This is a genomic window from Streptomyces sp. NPDC051452 (assembly GCF_044454765.1).
Classification (GTDB): Bacteria; Actinomycetota; Actinomycetes; order Streptomycetales; family Streptomycetaceae; genus Streptomyces.
In genome coordinates, this window is record NZ_JBITEB010000002.1 from 294,787 (window position 1) to 316,325 (window position 21,539).

19 protein-coding genes are annotated in these 21,539 nt (G+C 73.1%); 9 read left to right on the forward strand and 10 right to left on the reverse strand.

Annotation, left to right across the window (positions count from 1 at the left end):
• The first annotated feature begins 24 nt into the window (after positions 1 to 24).
• Positions 25 to 1,572 (forward strand): class I adenylate-forming enzyme family protein, encoded by a 1,548-nt coding sequence (locus ACIBA9_RS06590; RefSeq protein WP_399360251.1) that lies wholly within the window; start codon positions 25 to 27, stop codon positions 1,570 to 1,572.
• Here the strand turns inward: ACIBA9_RS06590 and ACIBA9_RS06595 are convergent.
• Positions 1,551 to 2,063 carry an EF-hand domain-containing protein gene (locus tag ACIBA9_RS06595; protein WP_393900799.1) on the reverse strand — a complete coding sequence of 171 codons (513 nt, stop codon included), beginning with the start codon at positions 2,061 to 2,063 and terminating at the stop codon, positions 1,551 to 1,553. The genes ACIBA9_RS06590 and ACIBA9_RS06595 overlap by 22 nt on opposite strands.
• Before the next feature lie 132 nt (positions 2,064 to 2,195).
• Complete coding sequence (locus ACIBA9_RS06600) at positions 2,196 to 2,576, reverse strand: STAS domain-containing protein (RefSeq protein WP_362158558.1); 381 nt, start codon at positions 2,574 to 2,576, stop codon at positions 2,196 to 2,198.
• 337 nt (positions 2,577 to 2,913) lie between these two features.
• Here ACIBA9_RS06600 and ACIBA9_RS06605 point away from each other — a divergent pair, with 337 nt between their 5' ends.
• Both ACIBA9_RS06605 and ACIBA9_RS06610 read left to right on the forward strand, forming a co-directional pair.
• Positions 2,914 to 3,483 (forward strand): sigma-70 family RNA polymerase sigma factor, encoded by a 570-nt coding sequence (locus ACIBA9_RS06605; RefSeq protein ID WP_399360254.1) that lies wholly within the window; start codon positions 2,914 to 2,916, stop codon positions 3,481 to 3,483.
• Positions 3,480 to 4,808, forward strand: a complete 1,329-nt coding sequence (locus ACIBA9_RS06610; protein WP_399360256.1) for a maleylpyruvate isomerase N-terminal domain-containing protein — start codon at positions 3,480 to 3,482, stop codon at positions 4,806 to 4,808. Before ACIBA9_RS06605 ends, ACIBA9_RS06610 begins: the two co-directional genes overlap by 4 nt.
• A 269-nt stretch (positions 4,809 to 5,077) precedes the next feature.
• Here ACIBA9_RS06610 and purU read toward each other — a convergent pair whose 3' ends face one another.
• Both purU and ACIBA9_RS06620 read right to left on the reverse strand, forming a co-directional pair.
• The gene (purU, locus tag ACIBA9_RS06615; protein WP_399360258.1) at positions 5,078 to 5,956 is read right to left on the reverse strand and encodes a formyltetrahydrofolate deformylase; all 879 of its coding nucleotides are present in this window, start codon (positions 5,954 to 5,956) and stop codon (positions 5,078 to 5,080) included.
• A gap of 46 nt (positions 5,957 to 6,002) precedes the next feature.
• Positions 6,003 to 6,503 (reverse strand): hypothetical protein, encoded by a 501-nt coding sequence (locus ACIBA9_RS06620; protein ID WP_362158567.1) that lies wholly within the window; start codon positions 6,501 to 6,503, stop codon positions 6,003 to 6,005.
• A 117-nt stretch (positions 6,504 to 6,620) separates the two neighbouring features.
• On the opposite strand from ACIBA9_RS06620, the gene ACIBA9_RS06625 reads away from it, so the two are divergent.
• Positions 6,621 to 7,946 (forward strand): ABC transporter substrate-binding protein, encoded by a 1,326-nt coding sequence (locus tag ACIBA9_RS06625; RefSeq protein ID WP_399360260.1) that lies wholly within the window; start codon positions 6,621 to 6,623, stop codon positions 7,944 to 7,946.
• 71 nt (positions 7,947 to 8,017) lie between these two features.
• Here the strand turns inward: ACIBA9_RS06625 and ACIBA9_RS06630 are convergent, their stop codons facing one another.
• Together ACIBA9_RS06630 and ACIBA9_RS06635 are read right to left on the reverse strand one after the other, a co-directional pair.
• Positions 8,018 to 9,619, reverse strand: a complete 1,602-nt coding sequence (locus tag ACIBA9_RS06630; protein ID WP_399360262.1) for a hypothetical protein — start codon at positions 9,617 to 9,619, stop codon at positions 8,018 to 8,020.
• A gap of 200 nt (positions 9,620 to 9,819) precedes the next feature.
• Positions 9,820 to 11,205, reverse strand: a complete 1,386-nt coding sequence (locus ACIBA9_RS06635) for a transcriptional regulator (protein ID WP_399360264.1) — start codon at positions 11,203 to 11,205, stop codon at positions 9,820 to 9,822.
• 295 nt (positions 11,206 to 11,500) lie between these two features.
• Between ACIBA9_RS06635 and ACIBA9_RS06640 the strand changes: the two genes are divergently transcribed.
• The 3 genes from ACIBA9_RS06640 (at position 11,501) to ACIBA9_RS06650 (ending at position 14,591) form a co-directional block, all read left to right on the forward strand.
• On the forward strand, positions 11,501 to 12,166 hold the full coding sequence (locus ACIBA9_RS06640) for a bifunctional DNA primase/polymerase (protein WP_399360266.1): 666 nt from the start codon (positions 11,501 to 11,503) through the stop codon (positions 12,164 to 12,166).
• 62 nt (positions 12,167 to 12,228) lie between these two features.
• Positions 12,229 to 13,005 carry an ABC transporter ATP-binding protein gene (locus tag ACIBA9_RS06645; protein ID WP_362158578.1) on the forward strand — a complete coding sequence of 259 codons (777 nt, stop codon included), beginning with the start codon at positions 12,229 to 12,231 and terminating at the stop codon, positions 13,003 to 13,005.
• Complete coding sequence (locus tag ACIBA9_RS06650) at positions 13,002 to 14,591, forward strand: transporter (protein WP_399360268.1); 1,590 nt, start codon at positions 13,002 to 13,004, stop codon at positions 14,589 to 14,591. Before ACIBA9_RS06645 ends, ACIBA9_RS06650 begins: the two co-directional genes overlap by 4 nt.
• Here the strand turns inward: ACIBA9_RS06650 and ACIBA9_RS06655 are convergent.
• Positions 14,578 to 15,447 carry a class I SAM-dependent methyltransferase gene (locus tag ACIBA9_RS06655; RefSeq protein WP_399360270.1) on the reverse strand — a complete coding sequence of 290 codons (870 nt, stop codon included), beginning with the start codon at positions 15,445 to 15,447 and terminating at the stop codon, positions 14,578 to 14,580. The two genes, ACIBA9_RS06650 and ACIBA9_RS06655, sit on opposite strands and share 14 nt — an antisense overlap.
• 212 nt (positions 15,448 to 15,659) lie before the next feature.
• On the opposite strand from ACIBA9_RS06655, the gene ACIBA9_RS06660 reads away from it, so the two are divergent.
• The gene (locus ACIBA9_RS06660) at positions 15,660 to 16,862 is read left to right on the forward strand and encodes an IS110 family transposase (RefSeq protein WP_399360272.1); all 1,203 of its coding nucleotides are present in this window, start codon (positions 15,660 to 15,662) and stop codon (positions 16,860 to 16,862) included.
• A 5-nt stretch (positions 16,863 to 16,867) separates the two neighbouring features.
• On the opposite strand, the gene ACIBA9_RS06665 is transcribed toward ACIBA9_RS06660, so the two are convergent.
• Entirely contained in the window at positions 16,868 to 17,857 is a 990-nt protein-coding gene (locus ACIBA9_RS06665) for an alpha/beta fold hydrolase (RefSeq protein WP_399360274.1), read from the reverse strand.
• Between the two features lie 292 nt (positions 17,858 to 18,149).
• Positions 18,150 to 18,842, reverse strand: a complete 693-nt coding sequence (locus ACIBA9_RS06670) for a metal-dependent transcriptional regulator (RefSeq protein ID WP_362158587.1) — start codon at positions 18,840 to 18,842, stop codon at positions 18,150 to 18,152.
• A 271-nt stretch (positions 18,843 to 19,113) separates the two neighbouring features.
• On the opposite strand from ACIBA9_RS06670, the gene ACIBA9_RS06675 reads away from it, so the two are divergent.
• Positions 19,114 to 19,869 (forward strand): SIS domain-containing protein, encoded by a 756-nt coding sequence (locus tag ACIBA9_RS06675; protein WP_399360276.1) that lies wholly within the window; start codon positions 19,114 to 19,116, stop codon positions 19,867 to 19,869.
• A gap of 61 nt (positions 19,870 to 19,930) precedes the next feature.
• Here the strand turns inward: ACIBA9_RS06675 and ACIBA9_RS06680 are convergent, their stop codons facing one another.
• The gene (locus ACIBA9_RS06680) at positions 19,931 to 21,340 is read right to left on the reverse strand and encodes a PAS domain-containing protein (RefSeq protein WP_399360278.1); all 1,410 of its coding nucleotides are present in this window, start codon (positions 21,338 to 21,340) and stop codon (positions 19,931 to 19,933) included.
• Positions 21,341 to 21,539 lie beyond the last annotated feature (199 nt).

Sequence of the window (21,539 nt, forward strand, 5' to 3'; positions counted from 1 at the left end):
TTATCTGATGGTGCGTCAGATAGCATGTCACCTGACGAGCCGTCAGCCAAGGAGGGGGCATCCGTGAACGAGACCCCGCACTCCCTGAGTTCCGCCCGCACCCTGTGGGACCTGCTCGTCCGCCGGGCCGGGCTCTCCCCCGACCTCCCGGTCCTGCTCCAGGGCGGGCGCCGGCTCACCTTCGGCGCCCTGCGCGAGCGCGCCGAACGCGTCGCCGCCGGCCTGTACGGCATGGGCGTGCGCCCCGGCACGGTGGTCGCCTGGCAGCTGCCCACCCGGATCGAGACGGTCCTGCTCTCCTTCGCGCTGGCCCGCCTGGGCGCCGTACAGTCCCCCGTCATCCCCTTCTACCGGGACCGGGAGGTCGGCTTCGCACTGAGGGAGTCGAGGGCGGAGTTCTTCGCGGTCCCGGGTGTGTGGCGGGGCCACGACCACACGGAGATGGCCCGCCGTCTGGGCGCCGAGGGGGTCTTCGAGGCGTACGACCGCCTCCCGGACGGCGACCCGGCCGTGCTGCCCGCGCCGCCCGCCGAGGGCACCTCGGTCCGCTGGATCTACTGGACCTCGGGCACCACCTCCGACCCCAAGGGCGTGCTGCACAGCGACCGTTCACTGATCGCGGCCGGCTCCTGCCTCGCCCACGCGCTGCGGCTGACACCGTCCGACGTCGGTTCGATGGCCTTCCCCTACGCCCACATAGCCGGCCCCGACTACACCGTCATGCTCCTGCTGCACGGCATCCCGGCGGTGCTGTTCGAGCACTTCGCGCTGCCCGGCGCGCTGGCGGAGTACCGGCGGCACGGGGTGACGGTGGCCGGCGGCTCCACGGCCTTCTACTCCATGTTCCTGGCCGAGCAGCGCAAGCGTCCCGGCGAGAAGGTGATCCCCTCCCTGCGGCTTCTCGCGGGCGGCGGCGCCCCCAAGCCGCCGGAGCTGTACCACGCGGTGGTCCGCGAGATGGACGTCCAGCTCACCCACGGCTACGGCATGACCGAGGTCCCCATGATCACCATGGGCGACCCGGAGGACAGCGCCGAGCACCTCGCCACGACCGAGGGGCGGCCACCGCGGGACATGGAGATCCGGATCGTCGACGGGGAAGTGCGGCTGCGCGGCGAGGCCGTCTGCCAGGGCTATCTGGACCCCGCGCAGTCGGCGGCGGCCTTCGACGCCGACGGCTTCCTGCGCACCGGCGACCTGGGCCGGCTGACGGACTCCGGCCATCTGGTCCTCACCGGCCGACTGAAGGACGTGATCATCCGCAAGGGCGAGAACATCTCCGCCAGGGAGATCGAGGACCTGCTCGCCGCGCACCCTGCGGTGGGGGACGCGGCGGTGATCGGCCTGCCGGACCCCGAACGCGGCGAGCTGGTCTGCGCGGTGGTGGAACAGCCGCCGGGCGCACCCGAGTTGACCCTGGCGGGCATCGTCTCCCACCTCCGCTCGGCGGGTCTGTCCGTGCACAAGCTGCCGGAACGCCTGGAGGTGGTGGCGGCGCTGCCCCGCAACGACACCCTGCGCAAGGTGCTCAAGTACCGGTTGCGCGAGCGCTATTCGGGCACGGTGAAGTAGCGGGCGAAGGCGGGGACGATGTCCTGCTCGGCGACGCTGCCGTCGCCGTCGGCGTCGAGGGCGCCCGCGGCCGCCTCGGCGACGCTCTCCGGCACCCGCAGGACCCGCAGCACCCGCGCGGTGTCGCTCACGGTGAGCCGGCCGTCCCCGTCCGGGTCCGCCACGGCCAGCGCCGCGTGCAGGAAGGGGCGGGCGATCTCGGCGAAGCCGTCGGGGTTGTCGCGCAGGCGCTTGACCGCGCCGGTGACGAACTCCGCGCGGGTGATGCGCTGGTCGCCGTCCCGGTCCGCGATGCCGGCCATGCCCTGCCAGAAGGCCTCCGCGCCGGCGTACAGCGCCTGCCCCTTGTCGGAGCGGGCGGTCACGGCGAACTCGGCGAGCAGCGCCTTGGCCGCCGCGCTGAAGTCCTCGCGGTCGATGTATCCGTTGCCGTCCTGGTCGAAGGTGGCGAACCGGGCGGCGATCCTGCGCTCGTACTCGGTGCTGACCATGTCTGTTCGGGCCGCCTTACCTGTGGAGGGGTCGCTGTGGCAGGGAGCGTACGACGCGGGCGGCCGGCAGACGGCGGGAAACCGGTGGTTGTGCCCGGACCGGGGGAATTCCGCGACCCCGGCGTGGCATCGTCAGGCCGAGAGGGGGCCCGCCTCGTCCGTGGTCGCGGAGTCCAGGTCGGGGTGGACGTCGAAGAGGCGGCGGACGCCGAGCGCACCGAGGACCCGGTTGACGTGCGAGCCGTCCTCGGCGCCCCGGTCCGGCAGGATCAGCCGCAGCCGGCCCTGGCAGGAGCGGATCAGCCGACGGGCGGCGATCAGGACGCCGACCCCGCTGGAATCGCAGAAGAACACGTCGGAGAGGTCCACCACCAGACTGTGGTGGCCCTCGGCGACGACGTCGTGCACCCGTTGGCGCAGCAGCGGCGACGTCATCAGGTCCAGCTCCCCGGAGACCCGGAGCACGGCCCACTCGCCCAGTTCGTCGCCGTTCACGTGAAATGCCACGGCCATGCCCCTCCGCTCGCCGGACCTCCCGGAACCGCCCGGAAACGGAGGCAGTTCCTACGGTTCTTTCCGCGCGGCTGCCCAGCGGCCGTTCCCTGAAACGTCGCGGGACAAACCGTCGGCGATCGACAACGGGCCTATTTTGGTCACTACCGATCCTGTTCGATCGTGGATGTGCGCGCTTTGTGTGAAGGTTGCGTGAAGAGGGCACTATCACCTGCGGTGCTTCAGGGGGCGCACATTGACACAAAGGGGCGTGCACTGTCACAGGTGCCGACTACATTCGAGGGGACGGCACCGACAGGCTGGCCGGGCCGGGACAGGCGCGAGGGGAGGGGACCACATGGCGAAGAAGGACGTACCGCCCCGCTGGGACCGCAAGATGCAGCAGCGGCTGGCCCGCGGCGAGGCGGCCGCCCTCGGCGAGCTGTACGACCGGTTCGCCTCGCTCGTCCACAGCCTCGCCCACCGCGTCCTCGGGGACGAGCGGGCCGCCGACACCGTCACCCGTGATGTCTTCGCCCATGTCTGGGAACACCCCGAGACCTACGACCCCAAGCAGGGGCCGCTGCGCTCCTGGGTCGCCGCCGTGACCCACCGGCTGGCCGTGCAGCGGCTGCGCGACAGCGAGACCGCGGCGTTGCCGCGCGGGGGCGGCTCGGCGGAGGAGCTGGAGCGCAAGGTGCGCCGCGCCTCGGTCGCCGCCCGTGCCGACTACATCGTCCACTCGATGCCCGCCCCGCTGCGCGCGGCCCTCGAACTGGCCTACTTCCAGCGCCGCGACTACCGCCAGACAGCCGGCGACCTCGGCGTCACCGAGGACGAGGCCCGCCGCCGGCTCCGCCTCGGACTGCAACTGCTGTCCACCGCCCACGACGCCGGGACACCTCCCGGGTACGGGGGAGCGGCGTGAGCGGCGCGGGACGGTTCGTTTCGCCCGGCGAGGACGGCGGACCGGGCGAGGACACCGGTTCGGGTGGGGTGCCGCACGGCACCGGCGGCCCCGCGCCCGCCGGGTCCCGGCGCATACCGCTGCCCCGCGCCTCCGTCGAGGACAGCGGGCTTTCGCTGCTTTCGCCGCCCGACCTCGCCGATCCGGGGGAGCCCGCGCCCGTGCCGCTCGACCTGTCGCACGATGTCCTGAAGTCGCTCCTCGGCGCCTGGGCACTGGCCGCCTGCTCGGCGGCCGAGACCGCCGCCGTGGAGGACCACCTGGGCGCCTGCGGGAGCTGCGCCGACGAGGCCCGCCGGCTGCGCGAGGCGGTCGGACTGCTGCACCAGCCGGAGAGCCTCGACCTGAACCCGGGGCTGCGCACCCGCGTCCTGGCCAACTGCCTGGACCGCCGGCCGCCGCTCATCCCGCTACCCGGCTGGGCCGCGCCGTACGACGCCGAGACCGCGCGCCTGGACGCGCTGCTCCAGGACTTCGGGGACGCGGAGTGGCACGCGCCGGTCCGGCTGCGCTGGTTCGACGCCGACGCGCCCACGAGCCGGCGTACGACGGTCGCCGGGGTGATCGCCCATCTGCTGTCGGTGGACGGGCTGATCGCGACCGCGCTCGGCCTGGAGGACCCGCTCGTCGCGGTCCCCGCGGCGGCCGAGGGCGCCGGGCCGGCCGGACGCACCGAGGCGTTCTGGCGGGCCTCGCACTTCCCGCCCACGCGCTCGGTGCGCGCGCCCTGGCGGGAGCAGAGCCACAACCTGGTGCGCACGGTGTCGTTCACGGGCAGCCACTCGGGCGGTCTCGGGGTGTCGTACGGCACCTTCGAACTGCCGCTGCACGACGCGATGCTGGACCGCGCCTTCGAGTGCTGGGTGCACGCGGAGGACATCGCGGAGGCGGTGGACTACCCCTACGAGCCGCCCGCGCCACGCCATCTGAACCAGATGATCGACCTCGCGGCGCGCATGCTGCCGGTGGCGCTCGCCGAGCGGCGCCGCGCCGGGCTGTCCGCGCCCGGCACGACCCCGCACCTCGTCAGCGCCGGCGCGCCCGGCCGCAGCCTGCGGCTGGAGATCGAGGGCGCGGCGGGCGGCGAGTGGCTGATCCCGCTGGACTCACCGGCGGCGGTGGGCTCCGCGGACCTCGAGGTGGCCCATGTCGCCCTGGACGGCGTGGAGTTCTGCCGACTGGCGGCGGGCCACATCCCGCCGGAGGAAGCGGCGGCAGGGCAGTCCGGCGACCGGGAGGCGATCAAGGCCGTACTGTTCGCGGCGGCGGGACTGAGCCGGATGTAGCGAGTAGACCCGGTTCGGTCGCCGACCGGAGAACCGACGGGAGACCGTTCACACAGTCCCCCGCACCCCTTCGGCCGCCCCACCGGCCCACCCCCAGGAGCGCGGGGAACTGCGCGACCGACCACGACAGGCCCGCTGCCAACGAACAACGCGAGCCCCGGGACCGCTCAGGCGAACACCACGGTGGCCCCACCCCCAGGGGCGCGGGGAACTGCGCGACCGGCCACGACAGGCCCGCGGCCGAGGGGCAACGCACGCCCCGGGACCGCTCAGGCGAATACCACGGTGCGTCGGCCGTTGAGCAGGATCCTGCGCTCCGCGTGCCACTTCACCGCTCGTGCCAGCGCCTGGCACTCCACGTCGCGGCCGATGGCGACCAGCTGGTCCGGGGTCACGTCGTGGCCGACCCGCTCGACCTCCTGCTCGATGATCGGCCCCTCGTCGAGGTCCGCCGTGACGTAGTGCGCGGTCGCGCCGATCAGCTTCACGCCCCGGGCGTGGGCCTGGTGGTAGGGCTTGGCGCCCTTGAAGCTCGGCAGGAAGGAGTGGTGGATGTTGATGACGCGGCCACTGAGCCGCTTGCACAGATCGTCCGAGAGGACCTGCATGTAGCGGGCGAGGACGACCAGTTCGACGCTCTCCTCGCGCACCAGCTCCAGCAGCTTCGCCTCGCCCTCCGCCCTGGTGTCCTTCGTCACCGGAATGTGGTGGAAGGGGATGTTGTAGGAGCCCACCAGCTCCTCGAAATCGGTGTGGTTGGAGACCACGCCCACGATCTCCACGGGGAGTGCCCCGATCCGGGCCCGGAACAGCAGGTCGTTCAGGCAGTGCCCGAACTTGCTGACCATCAGCAGGACGCGCATCTTCGCGTCCGCCTGGTTGATCTGCCAGTCCATGTGGAAGGAGTCGCCGATCGCGGCGAAGCTCGCCCGCAGCTTCTCCACCGTCACCGGCGCCTCGGCCGAGAAGTGGACCCGCATGAAGAACAGACCGGTGTCGTGGTCGCCGAACTGCTGGCTGTCCTCGATGTTGCAGCCGGTCATGAACAGATAACTGGACACGGCGTGCACGATGCCCTTTTTGTCGGGGCACGAGAGGGTGAGGACGTACTGGTCGGCCGGGGCGGCGGCCGCGGACTGCTCGTTCATGCGCTACAGGGTCCCACACCGGCCCCGCGCCACGGGCCGCCGTCCGCTAAGCGGACCTGGTCATGATCCGCAGGACGTCCAGGGTCCGGGGCACGGCGTCCGGGTCGTCACCGTCGCTCGCGGCGAGGCGCAGATGCGCGTCCCGGGCCGCCCGCACCGCCTCCGGCCACCCGTGGTGGTCCAGGTAGACCGCGACCGGCGCGTCCGGGCCGACCTGGTGCATGATCCGCAGCACCCGCAGTACGGCGGTGTCGACGAGCGCCGCCTCCTGGGAGTCCCGGAATATCGTGCCGACGTACTTCTCCGCCGACCAGTTGTCCAGCCAGGTGTCCTCCACCAGCCGGTACACCGCGTCGGTGACGTCGCCGTAGCCGTCGACGCCGGCCAGCCAGACGTCGCGCTGGAACACCGGATCCGAGAGCATGTGCAGCGCCGAGCGCACGTTGCTGCGCCAGCGCCACCACGGCATGTCGTTCAAGGGCATGCCGCCCATGGTGGAGGAGCGACGGCCGCGACGGGAAGAGTTCTCCGAACCTTGCACGGTCATCGATCGTACGTTCCTCGTCACGGGGGCCTCGCCGCCCCCCGCAATTCACCCGGACGTCACTTTTCGTTGATGGTGGGTCACTCTCGGGTTAGTGGTGTGAGGGAATCGTGTGTGTCCATGACCGGCAGGCGACGCACCAGCACCCTTGCTCCCTTACTCCCCCGGCCCGTCAGGGGCGCCGCACTCGCGGCGGGCGCCCTGGCCCTGTGTGCGTCGCTCACCGCCGGCTGCGGTGTCGTCCCCGGCACCTCGTCCGGCTCCGGGGCCGCCGCCTCGGTGAAGGTGATGACCTGGGCGCCGCAGGAGACCGACGCCACCAACAAGCCCGGCATGCCCGCGATGGCCCGCGCCTACGCGAAGTGGATCAACTCCCACGGCGGTGTGCACGGCCGCAGGCTGGACGTCCTGACCTGCAACGACCACAACGACAGCGTGGGCGCGGCGAAGTGCGCCCGGCGCGCGGCGGACGAGAACGTGGTCGCCGTCGTCGGCTCCTACAGCCAGTTCGGGGACTCCTACCTCGCCCCCCTGGAAGGCGCCGGCATCCCCTACATAGGCGGCTACGGCGTCACCAACGACGAGTTCACCGGTTCGATGTCGTACCCGGTCAACGGCGGCCAGCCCGCCCTGCTGGCGGGCCTGGGCCAGGCCCTCGCGGCCGACTGCGGCAACGTGGCCCTGGTGCGCCCCGACAGCATCGCGGGCGACGAGCTGCCCGCGATGCTCGACTCGGGGCTGAAGGCGGGCCGGCACGCCGTCGCCGGTGACCAGCTGGCCGCCGAGGACGCCACCGAGTACAGCGGCCAGGTCGGCCGGGCGCTGCGCTACGCGACCAAGGACCTCACGCGCGAGGGCTGCGTGGTACCCGCGCTCGGCGACCGCACCGACACCTTCATGGACTCCTTCCGGCGGTCCCGGGACGAGTTTCCCAAGGTGCGCACGGCGACCGTGATCGGCAGCGTCGACCAGACGGTGATCAACGCCACGGGCGGGGCGTCCGGGCCGTACGAGGGGGCGTACATCACCGGCTGGTACCCGCCGGCGTCGGACGGGCGGTGGGACGCGATGAAGAAGGTGATCAACGAGGAGGCCTTCGGCGACAACCGCATCGACCCCGCGGACGCCGGAGTGCAGACGACGTGGATCGCCTACACCGTGCTCCGGGCTGTGCTGGAGAGGATCGGCGACGGCGAGGTGAGCGCCGACAGCGTGCGCCACACCCTCGACGACGGCCTGCGGGTCCGCACCGGTGGCCTGACCCCGACCCTGCACTGGCCGTACGAGGGCAAGCTCGCCGGCGTGGGCTTCCCACGGCTGGTCAACGCGAACGTGACCCTCCAGGTGGTCCGGGGCGGCGAGCTGGTCGCCGCCCGCGAGGGCATCGGCGGCAGCAACGGGGTCGCCGACATGACACGGACCCTCGAGGACGCGGACGTGCAGTGACCCGGTGACCCGGGGCGGTGCCGCGCCGAGCCGTACGGCCGCCCTGTGCGGTGGCCGTACGGCTCGGGGCGTCAGAGCTGGGTCGGCTGGCGCTGGGTCAGCCCGTACTTCCTCGCGATCGCGTTCCACAGACCCGCCGCCTTGGCCTTCTGCGCGCTGGCGGTACCGCTCTCCCGGTTGCCGGCCTGGGTCTCACCGGTGGTGCGGGCGTGGCCCTTCCGGCAGCTCTTGTGGGCACCCTTGGTCTGGTCGGCCCACGCCGCGTAGTGGCTGTCGGCCGCGGCTGACGCCTGCCACGCCTTGGTCAGCGCGGCCGTGAGATCACCGCTGGAGGGCAGTTTGTCCACGGACAGCCCGCCGAGCCGGGTGACCAGCTGGCCGCGCTGCTTGGCCGCGCCGCGCAGGCTGGAGGCGGCCTGGTCGAGGTTGCCGCACCGCTTGACGTCGGCCACCGCCTGGATCACCGAGGCACGGCTGCTGCCGCTGTCGGCGAGCAGCTTGTCGAGCGCGACGGCCTGCTGCCGGGCGGGGTCGGCGGCCGGCGAGGCGGAGTCCCGCGCGGCCGGGGAGGAGGCGGCGACCGTCTTGCCGTCGTCGGCCTGGCCCTTGGAACCACCGCCGCTGAGCAACGCGCCGGCACCCACGCCGAGGACGATGATGCCGACCCCGACGGCCGCGATCAGCGGCACCCGCGACCGGCCCCCGCGCCGCCCCTCGTCGTCCCGCCCCGAACCGTAGGGGGAGGGCGCCGGGGCGTGCGAGGAGGGCGGGGAGCCGTACGGCGACTGCGCCGGAGCGGCGTAGGCGTCCGGCTGCTGGACGCGCGGGAGCTGCTGGGTGGAACCCGGCGGGTCCTCGTCGTTCCCGGGGCCGCTGCGGAAGAGGTTGTCGAACTCGGCCGGCGGCTGCCGGTCGCCGCCCTGGGCCTGGCCGGTGTAGGGCGGGATGTACTGGGTGGCCTCGGCGTCGGAGTGTCCGGCCGCCGGCTGCCCCGGCGTCCGACCGGGGTAGGGCCTCTGCTCGCCCGCCGACTCCGGCGGCAGCGCACCGGCCGCCACCGGCGGGAGGTACTGGGTGGCGCCCTCCGTCGACGCGGGCGGCACGGGCGGGAGGTACTGGGTGGCGCCCTCGTCACCCGGCACGGCCGGGATCGGTGGGATGTACTGGGTGGCCGCGTCGGCCGTCGGCGGCAGCGGGGCGCCCGCCGCCGGGTACGCCTGGTGCTGCTGCGGTACCTGAGGCTGCTGGGGTGACTGGTGGTGCTGCTGCGACTGGTGCTGGTGCTGGTGCTGCTGCGACTGGTGCTCGTGCTGCTGCTGGTGCTGCTGGTACGGGTCCGAGGCGCCGTACGCGGGCTGCCGGCCGTCGCCGTAGCCGCCGTACTGCGGTTCCTGGCCACCGGAGCCGTACGCGGGCGCCTGGCCGCCGTACGAGGGTGCGGCGCCCTCGGGCGGCAGTGGGCCCGGGGCCCAGCCCTGGCCCTGGTCCTGCTGGGGGGCCTGCCGCTCGGGGCCCCATGAACCGCCCCAGGCCTGCCCGCCGGCCGGGGTGGCGGAGGCGGGCGCGCCGGTCATGCCCGGCAGCAGGGGTTCGCCTCCGTCGGAGGGCAGCACGATGCCTTCGTGCGCGGGCCGCGCCGAGGGCTCCTCGCCGCCCTGTCCGCTCTGCGTCACCGGGACTCCTACCAATGGGGGACCTTGTGAATCGTCGGCTCACGCTACCGGGTCCCCCGAGCCGGGTGCCACGCAGCTCAGGGCGCGATCTTCTTCCCTGTGACAGCGGTAACAGAACCGCCCCGCGAGGCGCTGATCACGGCACCCGGCGCACACCCGGGTGCCGTTCCCCTCACCGTCACCGTCCGCGGGGCCGGTGTTCAGGCGGCCGGCTGCAGTTCGAGGCGCGCCCCGAACTCCCTGACCACCGCCTCGTCCCGGAAGGGCTCCAGCCGTTGCTGAAGGTCCTCCAGATACTCCGCACCCCGGTTGGAGCGGAGCGTCCCCAGCAGTTCCACCGCCTTCATGCCGGTACTACAGGCCTGTTCGATCTCGCGCTGCTGCACCTGGGCCGTGGCGAGCAGCACATACCCGATGGCGCGCCGGCGGGCCCGCGACTCGGGATGCCCCGCCAGTGACTGCTCGGCGTACCGGGCCGCCGTCTCCGCCTCCCCCAGATCACGGTGGCAGTGCGCCAACTCGTCGGCCAGATAGGCTTCGTCGAAGTGAGCGATCCACGCCGGGTCGTCGCCCGACGAGGCGTCCGCCGCCTCCATCGCGCCGACCGCCCGGCCACCGGCCGCCTGCGCCGCGCGCGCGTCGCCGAGCAGGGCGTGGCCGCGCGCCTCGGCCGCGTGGAACATCGCCTCCGCGCGCGGGGTCACCTGCCCCCGCGCCCCTTCCTGCGCGGCCCGCGCCAACTGGGCGATCTCCCGCGGGTTTCCGAGCTGTGCGGCGAGATGGCTCATGGAGGCGGCAAGGACATAGCCGCCGTATCCGCGGTCCCCGGCGGCCTGTGCGAGCCGCAGCGACTGGATGTAGTACCGCTGGGCCAGGCCCGGTTGGCCGGTGTCGACGGCCATGTACCCGGCCAGTTCGGTCAACCTCGCCACGGTGGCGAACAGTTCACGCCCGACCGCCTCCCGGTAGGACCCCGCGAGCAGCCCGGAGACGACACTGTTGAGGTAGTGCACGACGACCGGGCGCACATGCCCGCTGCCGTACTGGTGGTCGAGGTCCACCAGCGCCTGGGTCATGGACCGTACGGCGGCCACGTCGGACAGACCGACCCGCGGTCCCGCCTGCCGGGCCACCTGGGCGTCCGGCACCGAGATCAGCCAGTCCCGGCTGGGCTCGACCAGCGCGGAGGCGGCGACGGAGGAGCCGGACAGGAAGTCCCGGCGCCCCACGTCGCTGCGCCACAGCTCGCAGACCTGCTCGATGGCTCCCAGTACCGTCGGCGAGAACTGGAGACCGACACCCGAGGCGAGGTTCTTGCCGTTGGCCATGCCGATCTCGTCGATCGTGACCGTACGGCCGAGCTTGCGTCCGAGCGCCTCGGCGATGATCGCCGGGGCCCGGCCCCGCGGCTGCTGGCCACGCAGCCAGCGCGCCACGGACGTCTTGTCGTAGCGCAGGTCGAGTCCGTGCTCGGCGCCGCACATGTTGACCCGCCGGGCCAGCCCGGCGTTGGAGCACCCCGCTTCCTGGATGAGTGCCTGCAGCCGTTCGTTCGGCTGCCTCGCCACGAGAGGCCTTGCGGCCATGTGCTTACCCCCTGCGTTGCGATCCCCTGGAGCGTGAAATTCCGGTCGGGAGGTTCCGGCCGAGACGATCCGGTCGGGAAGATCACTGCCCAGCCGACATACCGTCAATGCACGACATGTGCGGTTTGCCGGGGTAAAGGCTGGTGCCACCCCACCGCTGATTACCCACCTCGCGTCCTGCTTCCTCCCGCGCGCCCCCGGGTGTGCATCCGTGCGCCCCGATCGCGGGCGCGATGCTCCTCCCCCGCGCGCGTTATGGCCGTAACCCCCGGTGACACCGGGAGTTGAGAGGGGCGTGGAAGAGACGATCGCGGGCGCCCAGAACACTCAGATTGCCGGTCAGATTCCGCAGCAGCGCGGGGAAACGCTGCTGGAGACCGCCGTACGCTACGCCGAGGAGCGGCACTGGGACGTGTTCCCGGGCACCTGGCTGGAAGCGGTCGACGGGACGCAGCGCTGCTCGTGTGGCGACGCCTCCTGCCCTGCGCCGGGGGCGCACCCCGCGCGCCCCGACTGGGCGACCCAGGCGACCGGCAGCGCGACCGTCGCCCGCCGGATGTGGCAGAAGCAGCCGACGGCGTCGATCCTGCTGCCCACGGGGCGGACCTTCGACGCGCTGTCCGTTCCCGAGAGCGCCGGGTTCCTGGCGCTGGCCCGGATGGAGCGGCTGGAGTCGACCCTCGGGCCGGTCACGCTGAGCCCCGACCGCCGGATGTGCTTCTTCGTGCTGCCGGGCGCGGCCGCCAAGGTCCCCGACCTGGTGCGGAAGCTGGGGTGGTCGCTGTCGTCCCTCGACCTGGCCGTCCTGGGGGAGGGGGGCCATGTCGCCGCCCCGCCCACCCGGTTCGGCTCCCGGGGCGCCGTGCAGTGGGCGTGCCGGCCGACCCCGGCGAACCGGTGGCTGCCGGACGCGGAGGAGTTGATCTCGCCGCTGGCCTACGCGTGCGGCCGGGACCGGTAGCCGTTCGCCCGGCCGCCCCGGCGCCCCCTTCCGGCCGGGGCCGCCCCGCGTAGGGTGCGTGCATGACCGAATCTGCCGTACGTGTGCGGGGGCTCTGGAAGCGGTTCGGGCAGCACGTCGCTGTCGGGGGAATCGATCTGGAGCTGCCCGCCGGGAAGTTCATCGGACTGGTCGGGCCGAACGGGGCCGGGAAGACCACCACCCTGTCCATGGTCACCGGGCTGCTGCGCCCCGACGAGGGCACCGTGGAGGTCGTCGGGCACGACGTGTGGCGGGATCCGGTGGCCGTCAAGGCGCGGATCGGGGTGCTGCCCGAAGGCCTGCGCCTGTTCGAGCGGCTTTCCGGGCGGGAACTGCTGGCGTACTCGGGGCGGTTGCGCGGACTGCCGGGAGACGAGGTCGACAAGCGGGCCACCCAGCTGCTGGACGTGCTGGACCTGGCCGGTTCCCAGCACAAGCTCGTCGTCGACTACTCCACCGGCATGCGCAAGAAGATCGGGCTCGCCGCGGCGCTTCTGCACAACCCCGAGGTGCTCTTCCTGGACGAGCCGTTCGAGGGCGTCGACCCGGTGTCCGCGCAGACCATCCGGGGCGTACTGGAGCGGTACACCGGCTCCGGGGCCACCGTCGTGTTCTCCTCCCACGTCATGGAGCTGGTCGAGTCGCTGTGCGACTGGGTCGCGGTGCTGGCGGCCGGACGCATCCGCGCGACCGGCCCCCTGGCCGAGGTGCGCGGATCGCACCCCACGCTGCACGCGGCGTTCCTGGAACTGGTCGGGGCGAGCGGCCGGCACACCGGATCCGATCTCGACTGGCTGGGCGGCGGTGCGGCCCGATGACGAGCCCGACTCCCACCCTCGTACGGCTGAAACTGTCGCTGCTGAGGAACGGGCTGCGGCAGTCGGGGGGCCGGCGGGCCGCGTTCGTCGTCTCGGCGGTCCTCGCGGTCCTGTTCGCACTCTCACAGCTGCTGGGGCTGCTCCTGCTGCGCGGACAGGCGCACGCCGACGTGGTGGCCGTGACCGGCACGGCCGTGCTGGCACTGGGCTGGGCGGTCCTGCCGCTGTTCTTCCCGACCGGCGACGAGACCCTGGACCCGACCCGGCTGGTGCTGCTGCCGCTGCGCCCCCGGCCGCTGGTACGGGCCCTGCTCGTGACCTCCCTGGTCGGCATCGGCCCGCTGTTCACCGTGCTGGTCCTCGCGGGCTGCGCGCTGTCCCTGGCGCACGGCCCCGCCGGATACGTCGTCGCGGTCCTCGCCGTCGCCCTCGCCCTGCTGGTCTGCGTGGCACTGGCCCGGGCCGTCGCCGTCGCCAACGTGCGACTGCTGACCAGCAGGAAGGGCCGCGATCTGGCCGTGCTGAGCGGGCTGCTGATCGCAGTCGGGGCGCAGCTGGTGAACTTCGGCGCGCAGCGCCTGGGCTCGGCCGGGCTGGGCCGGTTGCGGCCGGTGGCCGACGTGCTGTCCTGGGTGCCGCCGGCGTCGGCGGTGGGCGCGGTGCGGGCGGCGAGCGAGGGGGCGTACGGCACGGCGGTCGCCCGGCTCGCCCTGTCGGCGGCCCTGCTGGGGCTGCTGGTGGTGGTCTGGGCCCGGAGCCTGACCCGGCTGATGACCGCGCCCGACGGGTCCACGCTGGGGGCCGCCGACGCCGGGACACGCGAGCGCGCCTCCTCCGCCGGACTGGGGCGGCTGCTGCCGGGCGGGCGCACGGGCACCGTGATGGAACGCAGCCTGCGCTACATCTGGCGCGACCCCAAGACCAAGGCCGCGTGGGTGACCTCGCTGGCCATCGGGCTCATCGTGCCGGTGTTCAACGCCGTGCAGGGCACCGGGTCGGTGTACTTCGCCTGCTTCGCCGCCGGGATGCTCGGCATCCAGATGTACAACCAGTTCGGGCAGGACACCTCCGCGTTCTGGATGGTCGCCACGACCGTCTCCTCGGCCCGGGACGCCTACGCCGAACTGCGCGGCCGGGCCCTGGCCCTGCTGCTCATCACCCTCCCGTACGCCGTCCTCGTGACCGTCCTGACGACCTGGCTGCTGGGCTCCTGGGCGCGGCTGCCGGAGGTGCTGGGGCTGTCCCTGGCACTGCTCGGGGCGATGCTGGCCACCGGTGCGTGGACCTCGGCCCGCTTCCCGTACTCCATCCCGCAGGAGGGCCACAAGAACGTGGCCCCCGGGCAGGCCGGCCTCGCCTGGATCTCGATCTTCGGCGGCATGGTCGCGGCGGCCCTGCTGTGCTCACCCGTCATCGCGCTCTCCATCTGGGCCAACGTCAGCGAGCACGGCGACGAGTGGAGCTGGCTGCTGCTGCCGGCGGGCGCGGCCTACGGAACCACGCTCACCTTCCTGGGCCTCCGTCTGGCAGCCCCCCGGACGGCGGGCCGCCTCCCGGAGATCCTGACGGCGGTCAGCAAGGGGTAACCGATCCGAGCGGCTTTCGGTCGAGGGTGGCCGTGACGACGTGGGCGCGGAAGTGGCAGTCCAACGCGGCGCCCGAGGGGGCGAGGCGGGCGGCGCGGGCGAGGAAGGCCACCCGCAGGGCGGCCAGCGCGGGGGCGTCCAGGGCGGCGAAGTCGTAGAGGCCGGAGAGGGCCGCCCAGACCCGCTCGGGCCGGCCGCTCAGGTCGAGGCTCACCGTCTCCCGGTCCCGGGTGCGGAATCCGGCCGTGGCGAGCAGGCCGGCGAGGTGCTCGGGGTCCCGGGTACGGCGGTCGCCCAGCGCGGGCATGCGCCGGTCGGCCGGGGCCTGTTCCAGCGCCTCCGGCAGCAGCTCGCCGAGCAGCGCGTAGCCCGCGCCGCCACCGCCCGCTCCGGTCAGACAGGCAAGCACTCCCCCGGCCGTCAGCACCCGGCCCAGCTCGGCGAGGACCTGCTCGACGTCGGCCATGAGCATCAGGGTCAGATGGGAGACGCAGGCGTCGAATCCGTCGTCCGGGAAGGGCAGCAGCTGGGCCCGGGCCTCGACCAGGACGGCCGACGACAGGGCCGGCCGGCGGCGCGCCAGGGACAGCGACTCCGGGGAGATGTCCACACCGGCGAGTTTCCGGCCGGGGGTGCGGGCGAGCAGCTCCAGCAGCGCACCGTCGCCGCAGCCGAGGTCCAGGACGCGCCGGCGGCCGGACACCCGGTCGCGGAGGTTCTCGTAACCGGAGCGGCCGTCGGCGGCGCGCGCCTCGCCGAACGCCTCCGTCGTCACCGCGGGGCGCGCCGCGTGAAAGGCCTTCAAAAACGCCTCCTGCTCCGCCGCGGCCGCGCTCGCCGTCATCGCCGTGGTCATGGGGCCTCCGTAAGTTGTTAGGCGGCCCGGGAGGGCCGGATGTGGCTGATGGGGTCTTGCCAGTCGTGGCTCCGCAGGAGTGGCCGTCCGGCTCTCCGGGGCGCCCTGGCTGCTGATTGAGATGTGCGCGCTTCGTGCGGTCGCTGATTACGGAGATGACAGCGGGGTGTTCCTCGGGCCGGCGGGATGCCAAACGGCGCGAGGAGGGGCGGATGAGCAGGCGGAAGGCCCAGGTCTGGGTCGGTGTCGACGCAGGTAAAGGCCACCATTGGGCTGCTGTGGTCGACGAGACCGGCGCGACCTTGTGGTCGAAGAAGATCGACAACGACGAGTCGGCGATCCTGGCCGCGCTGGGCGAGATCCTGGGCCTGGCGGACGAGGTTCACTGGGCGGTGGACATCTCCGGCACGTCCTCGGCTCTGCTGCTGGCCCTGCTCGCAGCCCACGGCCAGCAGACCGTCTACGTTCCCGGCCGCACGGTCAACCGCATGTCGGGTGCCTACCGGGGCGAGGCGAAGACCGATGCCCGCGACGCCTATGTCATCGCCGAAACCGCCCGCCACCGCAACGACTTCGCCGCGATCGACGTACCTGCCCAGCTGGCTGCCGACCTCGCGCTGCTGACCGCTCACCGGTCCGATCTGGTGGCCGATCGAGTGAGACTCATCAACCGGCTGCGCGACGTGCTGACCGGAATCTTCCCCGCACTGGAACGGGCCTTCGACTACAGCTCGCAGAAGGGCGCGCTTGTCCTGCTGACGGGTTACCAGACCCCCGCCGGGATCCGCCGCCGTGGCCGGGCCCGCCTGACGGCCTGGCTGGCCAACCGCGGCGTCCGAAGCGCGGACGCGGTCGCCGAGACCGCGCTGGAGGCGGCCCAAGCCCAGCAGACCGCGCTGCCCGGCGAGGACGTCGCCGCCGAGATCGTCGCCGACCTGGCCGCGCAGATCCTGGCCCTGGACGACCGGCTGAAGCGGATCGACAAGCAGATCCGCGAGACGTTTCGCAGCCACCCGCAGGCGGAGATCATCGAGTCCCTGCCCGGCATGGGCCCGATACTCGGCGCCGAGTTCGTCGTCGCCGCCGGGAACCTCTCGGCCTACACCGATGCCGGCCATCTGGCCTCGGCGGCCGGGCTTGTGCCCGTCCCGCGTGATTCCGGCCGCCGCACCGGCAACCTCCACCGGCCCAAGCGCTACAGCCGCCGCCTGCGGCGGGTCTTCTACATGTCCGCACAGACCAGCATCATCCGCGAAGGACCCAACCGGGACTTCTACCTCAAAAAGCGCGGCGAAGGCTGCAAGCACGTCCAGGCCGTCATCGCACTGGCCCGCCGACGAGCGAGTGTGTTGTGGGCCCTGCTGCGCGACGGACGGGTGTTCACCTCCACCCCGCCGGTCACGCAGGCGGCTTGACTTCGTCATTGAGACTCCTGCTCTCCGCTCGCCGCTCGCCGCTCGCCGGCCCGGGTGGTGGGGGTGGTGGGGGTGGCCTGGGTGGTGGGCGTGGGCGGGTGGGGGCGGGTGGTCAGGACCCGGTCCAGGAACGGTTCGACCGCGGTGCGCCAGGCCTCCGGCTGGTCGTAGTGGACGAGGTGGCCGGCGTCGGTGATCTCGGCGTACTCCCCGTGCGGCAGCACGCGGACCATCTCCTGGGCCTCGGCGCGCCCCAGTTCGCCGTCCAGGCCGCGTACGACCAGCGCGGGGCAGCGGACCTGGGCCAGTTCCTCCCAGTGGGCGTCGTACACCCACGTCTCACGGGAGGCGAGCATCCGCTCCGGATCGAACACCGGGCGCCAGCCGTCGGGGCCCTCCTGCATGACCTCGGCGTAGAACGCGCCGCGGGAGGGGTTCGGGCGCTCCACCCAGGGGTCGTCCTCGCCGAACCACTTGCGGACGTCGGCGAGCGTGGCGAAGGGGACGGGCCAGGACCGGAACCAGTCGGCCCACTCGCGCTGCGAGGCCGCGCCGAGCGCGGAGGCCCGCATGTCGCAGACGACCAGGCCGCACACGAGGTCGGGGCGCTTGGCGGCGAGCTGCCAGGCGGTCAGCGCGCCCATGGCGTGGCCGATGAGGACAACGGGGGCCAGGCCCAGCTGTTCCAGGGCGGCCTCGGCGTCCTCGACGTACGCCTCCCGGGTGTAGGCGGCCTGTGGGGGCTTGTCGCTCTGTCCGTGGCCCCGCTGGTCGAGGGCGACGGCGCGGTGGCGTTCACCGAGCCGGCGCGCGGTCGCGGCCCAGTGGGAGGCACGACCCATCAGGCCGTGGAGTAACAGCACGCCCGGTGCGCCGGGCGCCGGATCGGTCCCGTAGACGGCCGTGTCCTGCGGGTCCTCCTTGGGTGGGTCGGCGAACTCCCAGGCGGCCAGCCGCAAGCCGCCCGCTCCCGTCACGTCGATACGCCGTGCCATGGGCCTGGTACCCCCCCAGCTCCGCCTGCCTCGCACCGGTGTTCCACCGGCGAACTGCCGCCGCAGACTATCGAATACCCATTCGAGAAAAGTGTCCCTGTGGGCAACACCCCTCGTTCGAGTGACACCCCCCAAGGAATGATCGCCGCCACCGAGGGGATCTCTTCAGGCGGGAGGGCGGACCGCTCGGGGAAAGACGGTCCGAAGGGAATGACCTTGAGAGCTCGGGGCTCCAGGTCAGCACAGGGGAGGACAGGCCCCGGCGCCACAAGGCGCCGGGGCCCTCTCGCTCTCAGCGCTTGGCGACGAACACATGCGAGGCGATGTCCGGCTCCAGCTCGGCCGCCTCACCACCGCTGCCCACCAGCACCCCGCCGGCCGACTCCGTCACGCTCACCACGGAACCGGGCTGCACGCCCGCCCGCCGCAGCGTGTACATCAGCTGCGCGTCCGTCTGGATCGGCTCGCCGATCCGACGCACGACGACCGTCTTCCCGTCCGTGCCCGGGTCCAGGTCGGCCAGCGAGACCATGCCCGCGTCCAGGAACGGATCGGCCCCGTCCTTCTCGCCCAGCTCCTCAAGGCCCGGGATCGGGTTGCCGTACGGCGACTCGGTCGGATGGCGCAGCAGTTCCAGCACCCTGCGCTCCACGGCCTCGCTCATCACGTGCTCCCAGCGGCAGGCCTCCGCGTGCACCTGCTCCCACTCCAGGCCGATCACGTCCACGAGGAGACACTCGGCGAGGCGGTGCTTGCGCATCACGCGCGTCGCCAGCCGGCGGCCCTCGTCCGTGAGCTCCAGGTGACGGTCGCTGGCCACGGAGACCAGGCCGTCCCGCTCCATCCGCGCCACCGTCTGGCTCACCGTCGGCCCGCTCTGGTCGAGCCGCTCCGCGATGCGGGCGCGCATGGGCACGACGCCTTCCTCTTCCAGCTCGAGGATGGTGCGGAGATACATCTCCGTGGTGTCGATCAGTCCGGACATACGTGCCCCTCGATTACCTCTGCCGGCGAGCCCGGCCGCGTGCGCTGGCCCTGACCCCAATTCTGCCGGATCCCACTGACAAGCGGGGGGCACCGGGAAAAGGCGGGGCCGTCGGCCGTCCGGGACGGCCCCGGGCCCTGACTCCGGGCCGGGCCGCGCGCGATCCGATCACGCCGTTGACCGCGCCCCCTCCGCCTCGCGGCCGTATTGACACCGCACTGGTCCAGACCGCACGGTGATCCGCGACACAGACGCTGCGAAGGGGCACCGCATGAGCGACGGCACGCCTGCCGACCTGTTCTTCGACGCCGCCATCGGCCTGTTGCAACGGGTCCGCGAGGAGGAGGCCGAGGCGATCACCGCGGCCGGCACCCTGCTCGCCGACACCGTCGCCACCGGTGGCCGCCTGTTCGCCTTCGGCGCCGGGCACTCCTCCCTGGCCGCCCAGGACGTCGTCTACCGCGCGGGCGGCCTCGCCCTGATGAACCTGCTCGCCGTGCCCGGCGTCGTCGGCGTCGACGTCACCCCGGCCACCCTCGGCTCCGCCCTCGAACGGGTCGACGGCCTCGCGAGCGCCGTCCTCGACACCTCCCCCGTCCGGGCCGGCGACGCCCTGGTGATCATCTCCCTCTCCGGCCGCAACGCCCTGCCCGTGGAGATGGCCGTGAACGCCCGGGCCCTCGGGGTGCGGGTGATCGGCCTGACCTCGGTGGCCTACGCCTCGGAGACCAAGTCCCGGCACACCTCCGGCACTTTCCTGAAGGACCACTGCGACATCGTCCTCGACTCCAAGATCGCGGTCGGCGACGCGGAACTCACCCTCGACACCATCCCGGCGCCCTTCGCCCCCGCCTCCACCGTCGTCACCACGGCCATGATGCAGGCCGTGGTCGCCACCGCCGCGGCCACCCTGGCCGACCGGGGCATCGAGCCCCCGCTCCTGCGCTCCGGCAACGTCGACGGCGGCCACGAGTGGAACGGCCGGGTGATGCGGGAGTACGGCGACCGGATCTTCTACCGCCACTGAACCCGTCCGGGGGCCGGGCGGGGTGCGGTACGACGGCACCGCGCCCGGTCGGCGCGGTGTCCTACCGGCCGCCGTCCGTCCCCGCGCGTGCCGCCTCCGCCAGGTCCAGGGCCGCCGCGATGCGTCCGGCCACGTCCTCCGCATAGGCGGTGTCGGACCGTTCGAAGCGGCCGCGGGCCGCCCCGCGCAGGAACGTCACCACCCCCAGCGTCCGCCCCCGGCTGCGCAGCACCGCGCACAGCCCGTGCGCCGCGTCCCCGGGCCACTGCCGCTCCGCCGCCCAGGCGCCGGCCCGCTCCGCCGAGACCGACCCGGCGTCCGCGCGCACGGTTCCGGCCCGCTCCACGCACTGCAGCGCCGGATGCCCCTCCTCGTACCGCACGGGCAGCCCGGCCGCGCCGGTGAGCAGGCTCGGGCCCGGCGCGCCGGCCGGCGTCTCGGCGAGCCGCACCAGCCGCGGTGGACCGGGCGCTTTCTCGTCCGCCGTGCTCGAGACGGCCGCGACCCGGTCGATCAGCGCGTGGTCGGCGAAGCCGGCGAGCGCGAAGTCCAGATGGACGGTGGCCGCCTCCGCCGGGTTCTCGCACTCGGCGGCGGCCCGGGCCGCGCGGTGCAGCTGGTTGGTGCGGAACCGCAGCAGGGCCGCGTCCTGCTCGCCCTGCTTGGCCTCGGTGACGTCCTGGAAGAGCCAGCCGACCCCGAGCGGCACGGGTTCCTCCGCGAGCGGCGAGGCCAGCCGCAGGAAGCCGCTGCGCCAGCAGCGCCGCTTCTCGCCCTCCGGGCCGCGCACGCTCACCCACATCTCGGCGGGCGCCGGCGGCGCGCCCTCGGACAGCACGTGGGTGAGCGCCGCCTCCAGCTCCTCCACACCCTGCGCCAGCAGCTCGCCGAGCGGCCGCCCCAGCGCGGACGTGCGCCGGATGCCCAGCGTGCGGGCGGCGTACGCGTTCACCACGGCGGGCCGCAGGTCCGCGTCGACGAGCACGACGCCCCACGACGCGTCCTCCAGCAGCGCCTCGCTCAGCGCGATCGACCGCTCCAGGTCGATCTGCGCGTGCACCTCGCTGAACGCGCAGTACACGCCCGCCGGCTTGCCTTCCGGCCCGCGCACGGCGGCGGTCTGGGTCCGGACGAGGATCCGGCCGCCGTCCTTGGTGACGAGAGCGAACTCGTGCACCTGGCGCCCCGGCGCGTGCATCGCGGACATCAGCCGGGTGTGCACCTCCTCGGCGTCGGCGCTGCGCACCGCCCACCCGGCGAAGCCGTGCCGCCCGACGGCCTCGGCGGCCGTCCAGCCGAGGATCCGCTCGGCCTCCCGGTTCCAGTGGGTCACGACCCCGTCGGCGTCGAAGGCACACAGTGCCGCGTCCATGCCGTCCAGCAGGGCGGCGAGCAGGTCGGAGCCCCCGGACTCGCCGGGCTCGTCGGGGCCCAGCTCATCCGTGGTCCCACTCCGCCGGGAAGTATTCACCTGGACCCCCTGGAGGCTGCGTTCGCGCACGCACGCGCTCGGTTCGGCTCACTGGCTTTCATTCAACTCGAACGTGACGCAGCACACATCATGTTCCGGCAAGTTCGCGACAGTCAAAACGCGCCGCCCGGCCACGGCCCGGGGTCGGACCGCACGCGGGAACGTACGGAAAAATAATCGGTTGAGCCGCGCCTCCTCG

Excerpts from the sequence above, each read along its gene's own strand:
- ACIBA9_RS06625 (WP_399360260.1), top strand. The coding sequence starts at position 6,621 with ATGACCGGCAGGCGACGCACCAGCACCCTTGCTCCCTTACTCCCCCGG.
- ACIBA9_RS06660 (WP_399360272.1), top strand. The coding sequence starts at position 15,660 with ATGAGCAGGCGGAAGGCCCAGGTCTGGGTCGGTGTCGACGCAGGTAAA.
- ACIBA9_RS06670 (WP_362158587.1), bottom strand. The coding sequence starts at position 18,842 with ATGTCCGGACTGATCGACACCACGGAGATGTATCTCCGCACCATCCTC.
- ACIBA9_RS06605 (WP_399360254.1), top strand. The coding sequence starts at position 2,914 with ATGGCGAAGAAGGACGTACCGCCCCGCTGGGACCGCAAGATGCAGCAG.
- ACIBA9_RS06590 (WP_399360251.1), top strand. The coding sequence starts at position 25 with ATGTCACCTGACGAGCCGTCAGCCAAGGAGGGGGCATCCGTGAACGAG.
- ACIBA9_RS06620 (WP_362158567.1), bottom strand. The coding sequence starts at position 6,503 with ATGACCGTGCAAGGTTCGGAGAACTCTTCCCGTCGCGGCCGTCGCTCC.
- purU (WP_399360258.1), bottom strand. The coding sequence starts at position 5,956 with ATGAACGAGCAGTCCGCGGCCGCCGCCCCGGCCGACCAGTACGTCCTC.
- ACIBA9_RS06665 (WP_399360274.1), bottom strand. The coding sequence starts at position 17,857 with ATGGCACGGCGTATCGACGTGACGGGAGCGGGCGGCTTGCGGCTGGCC.
- ACIBA9_RS06635 (WP_399360264.1), bottom strand. The coding sequence starts at position 11,205 with ATGGCCGCAAGGCCTCTCGTGGCGAGGCAGCCGAACGAACGGCTGCAG.
- ACIBA9_RS06645 (WP_362158578.1), top strand. The coding sequence starts at position 12,229 with ATGACCGAATCTGCCGTACGTGTGCGGGGGCTCTGGAAGCGGTTCGGG.
- ACIBA9_RS06650 (WP_399360268.1), top strand. The coding sequence starts at position 13,002 with ATGACGAGCCCGACTCCCACCCTCGTACGGCTGAAACTGTCGCTGCTG.
- ACIBA9_RS06675 (WP_399360276.1), top strand. The coding sequence starts at position 19,114 with ATGAGCGACGGCACGCCTGCCGACCTGTTCTTCGACGCCGCCATCGGC.
- ACIBA9_RS06600 (WP_362158558.1), bottom strand. The coding sequence starts at position 2,576 with ATGGCCGTGGCATTTCACGTGAACGGCGACGAACTGGGCGAGTGGGCC.
- ACIBA9_RS06655 (WP_399360270.1), bottom strand. The coding sequence starts at position 15,447 with ATGACCACGGCGATGACGGCGAGCGCGGCCGCGGCGGAGCAGGAGGCG.
- ACIBA9_RS06595 (WP_393900799.1), bottom strand. The coding sequence starts at position 2,063 with ATGGTCAGCACCGAGTACGAGCGCAGGATCGCCGCCCGGTTCGCCACC.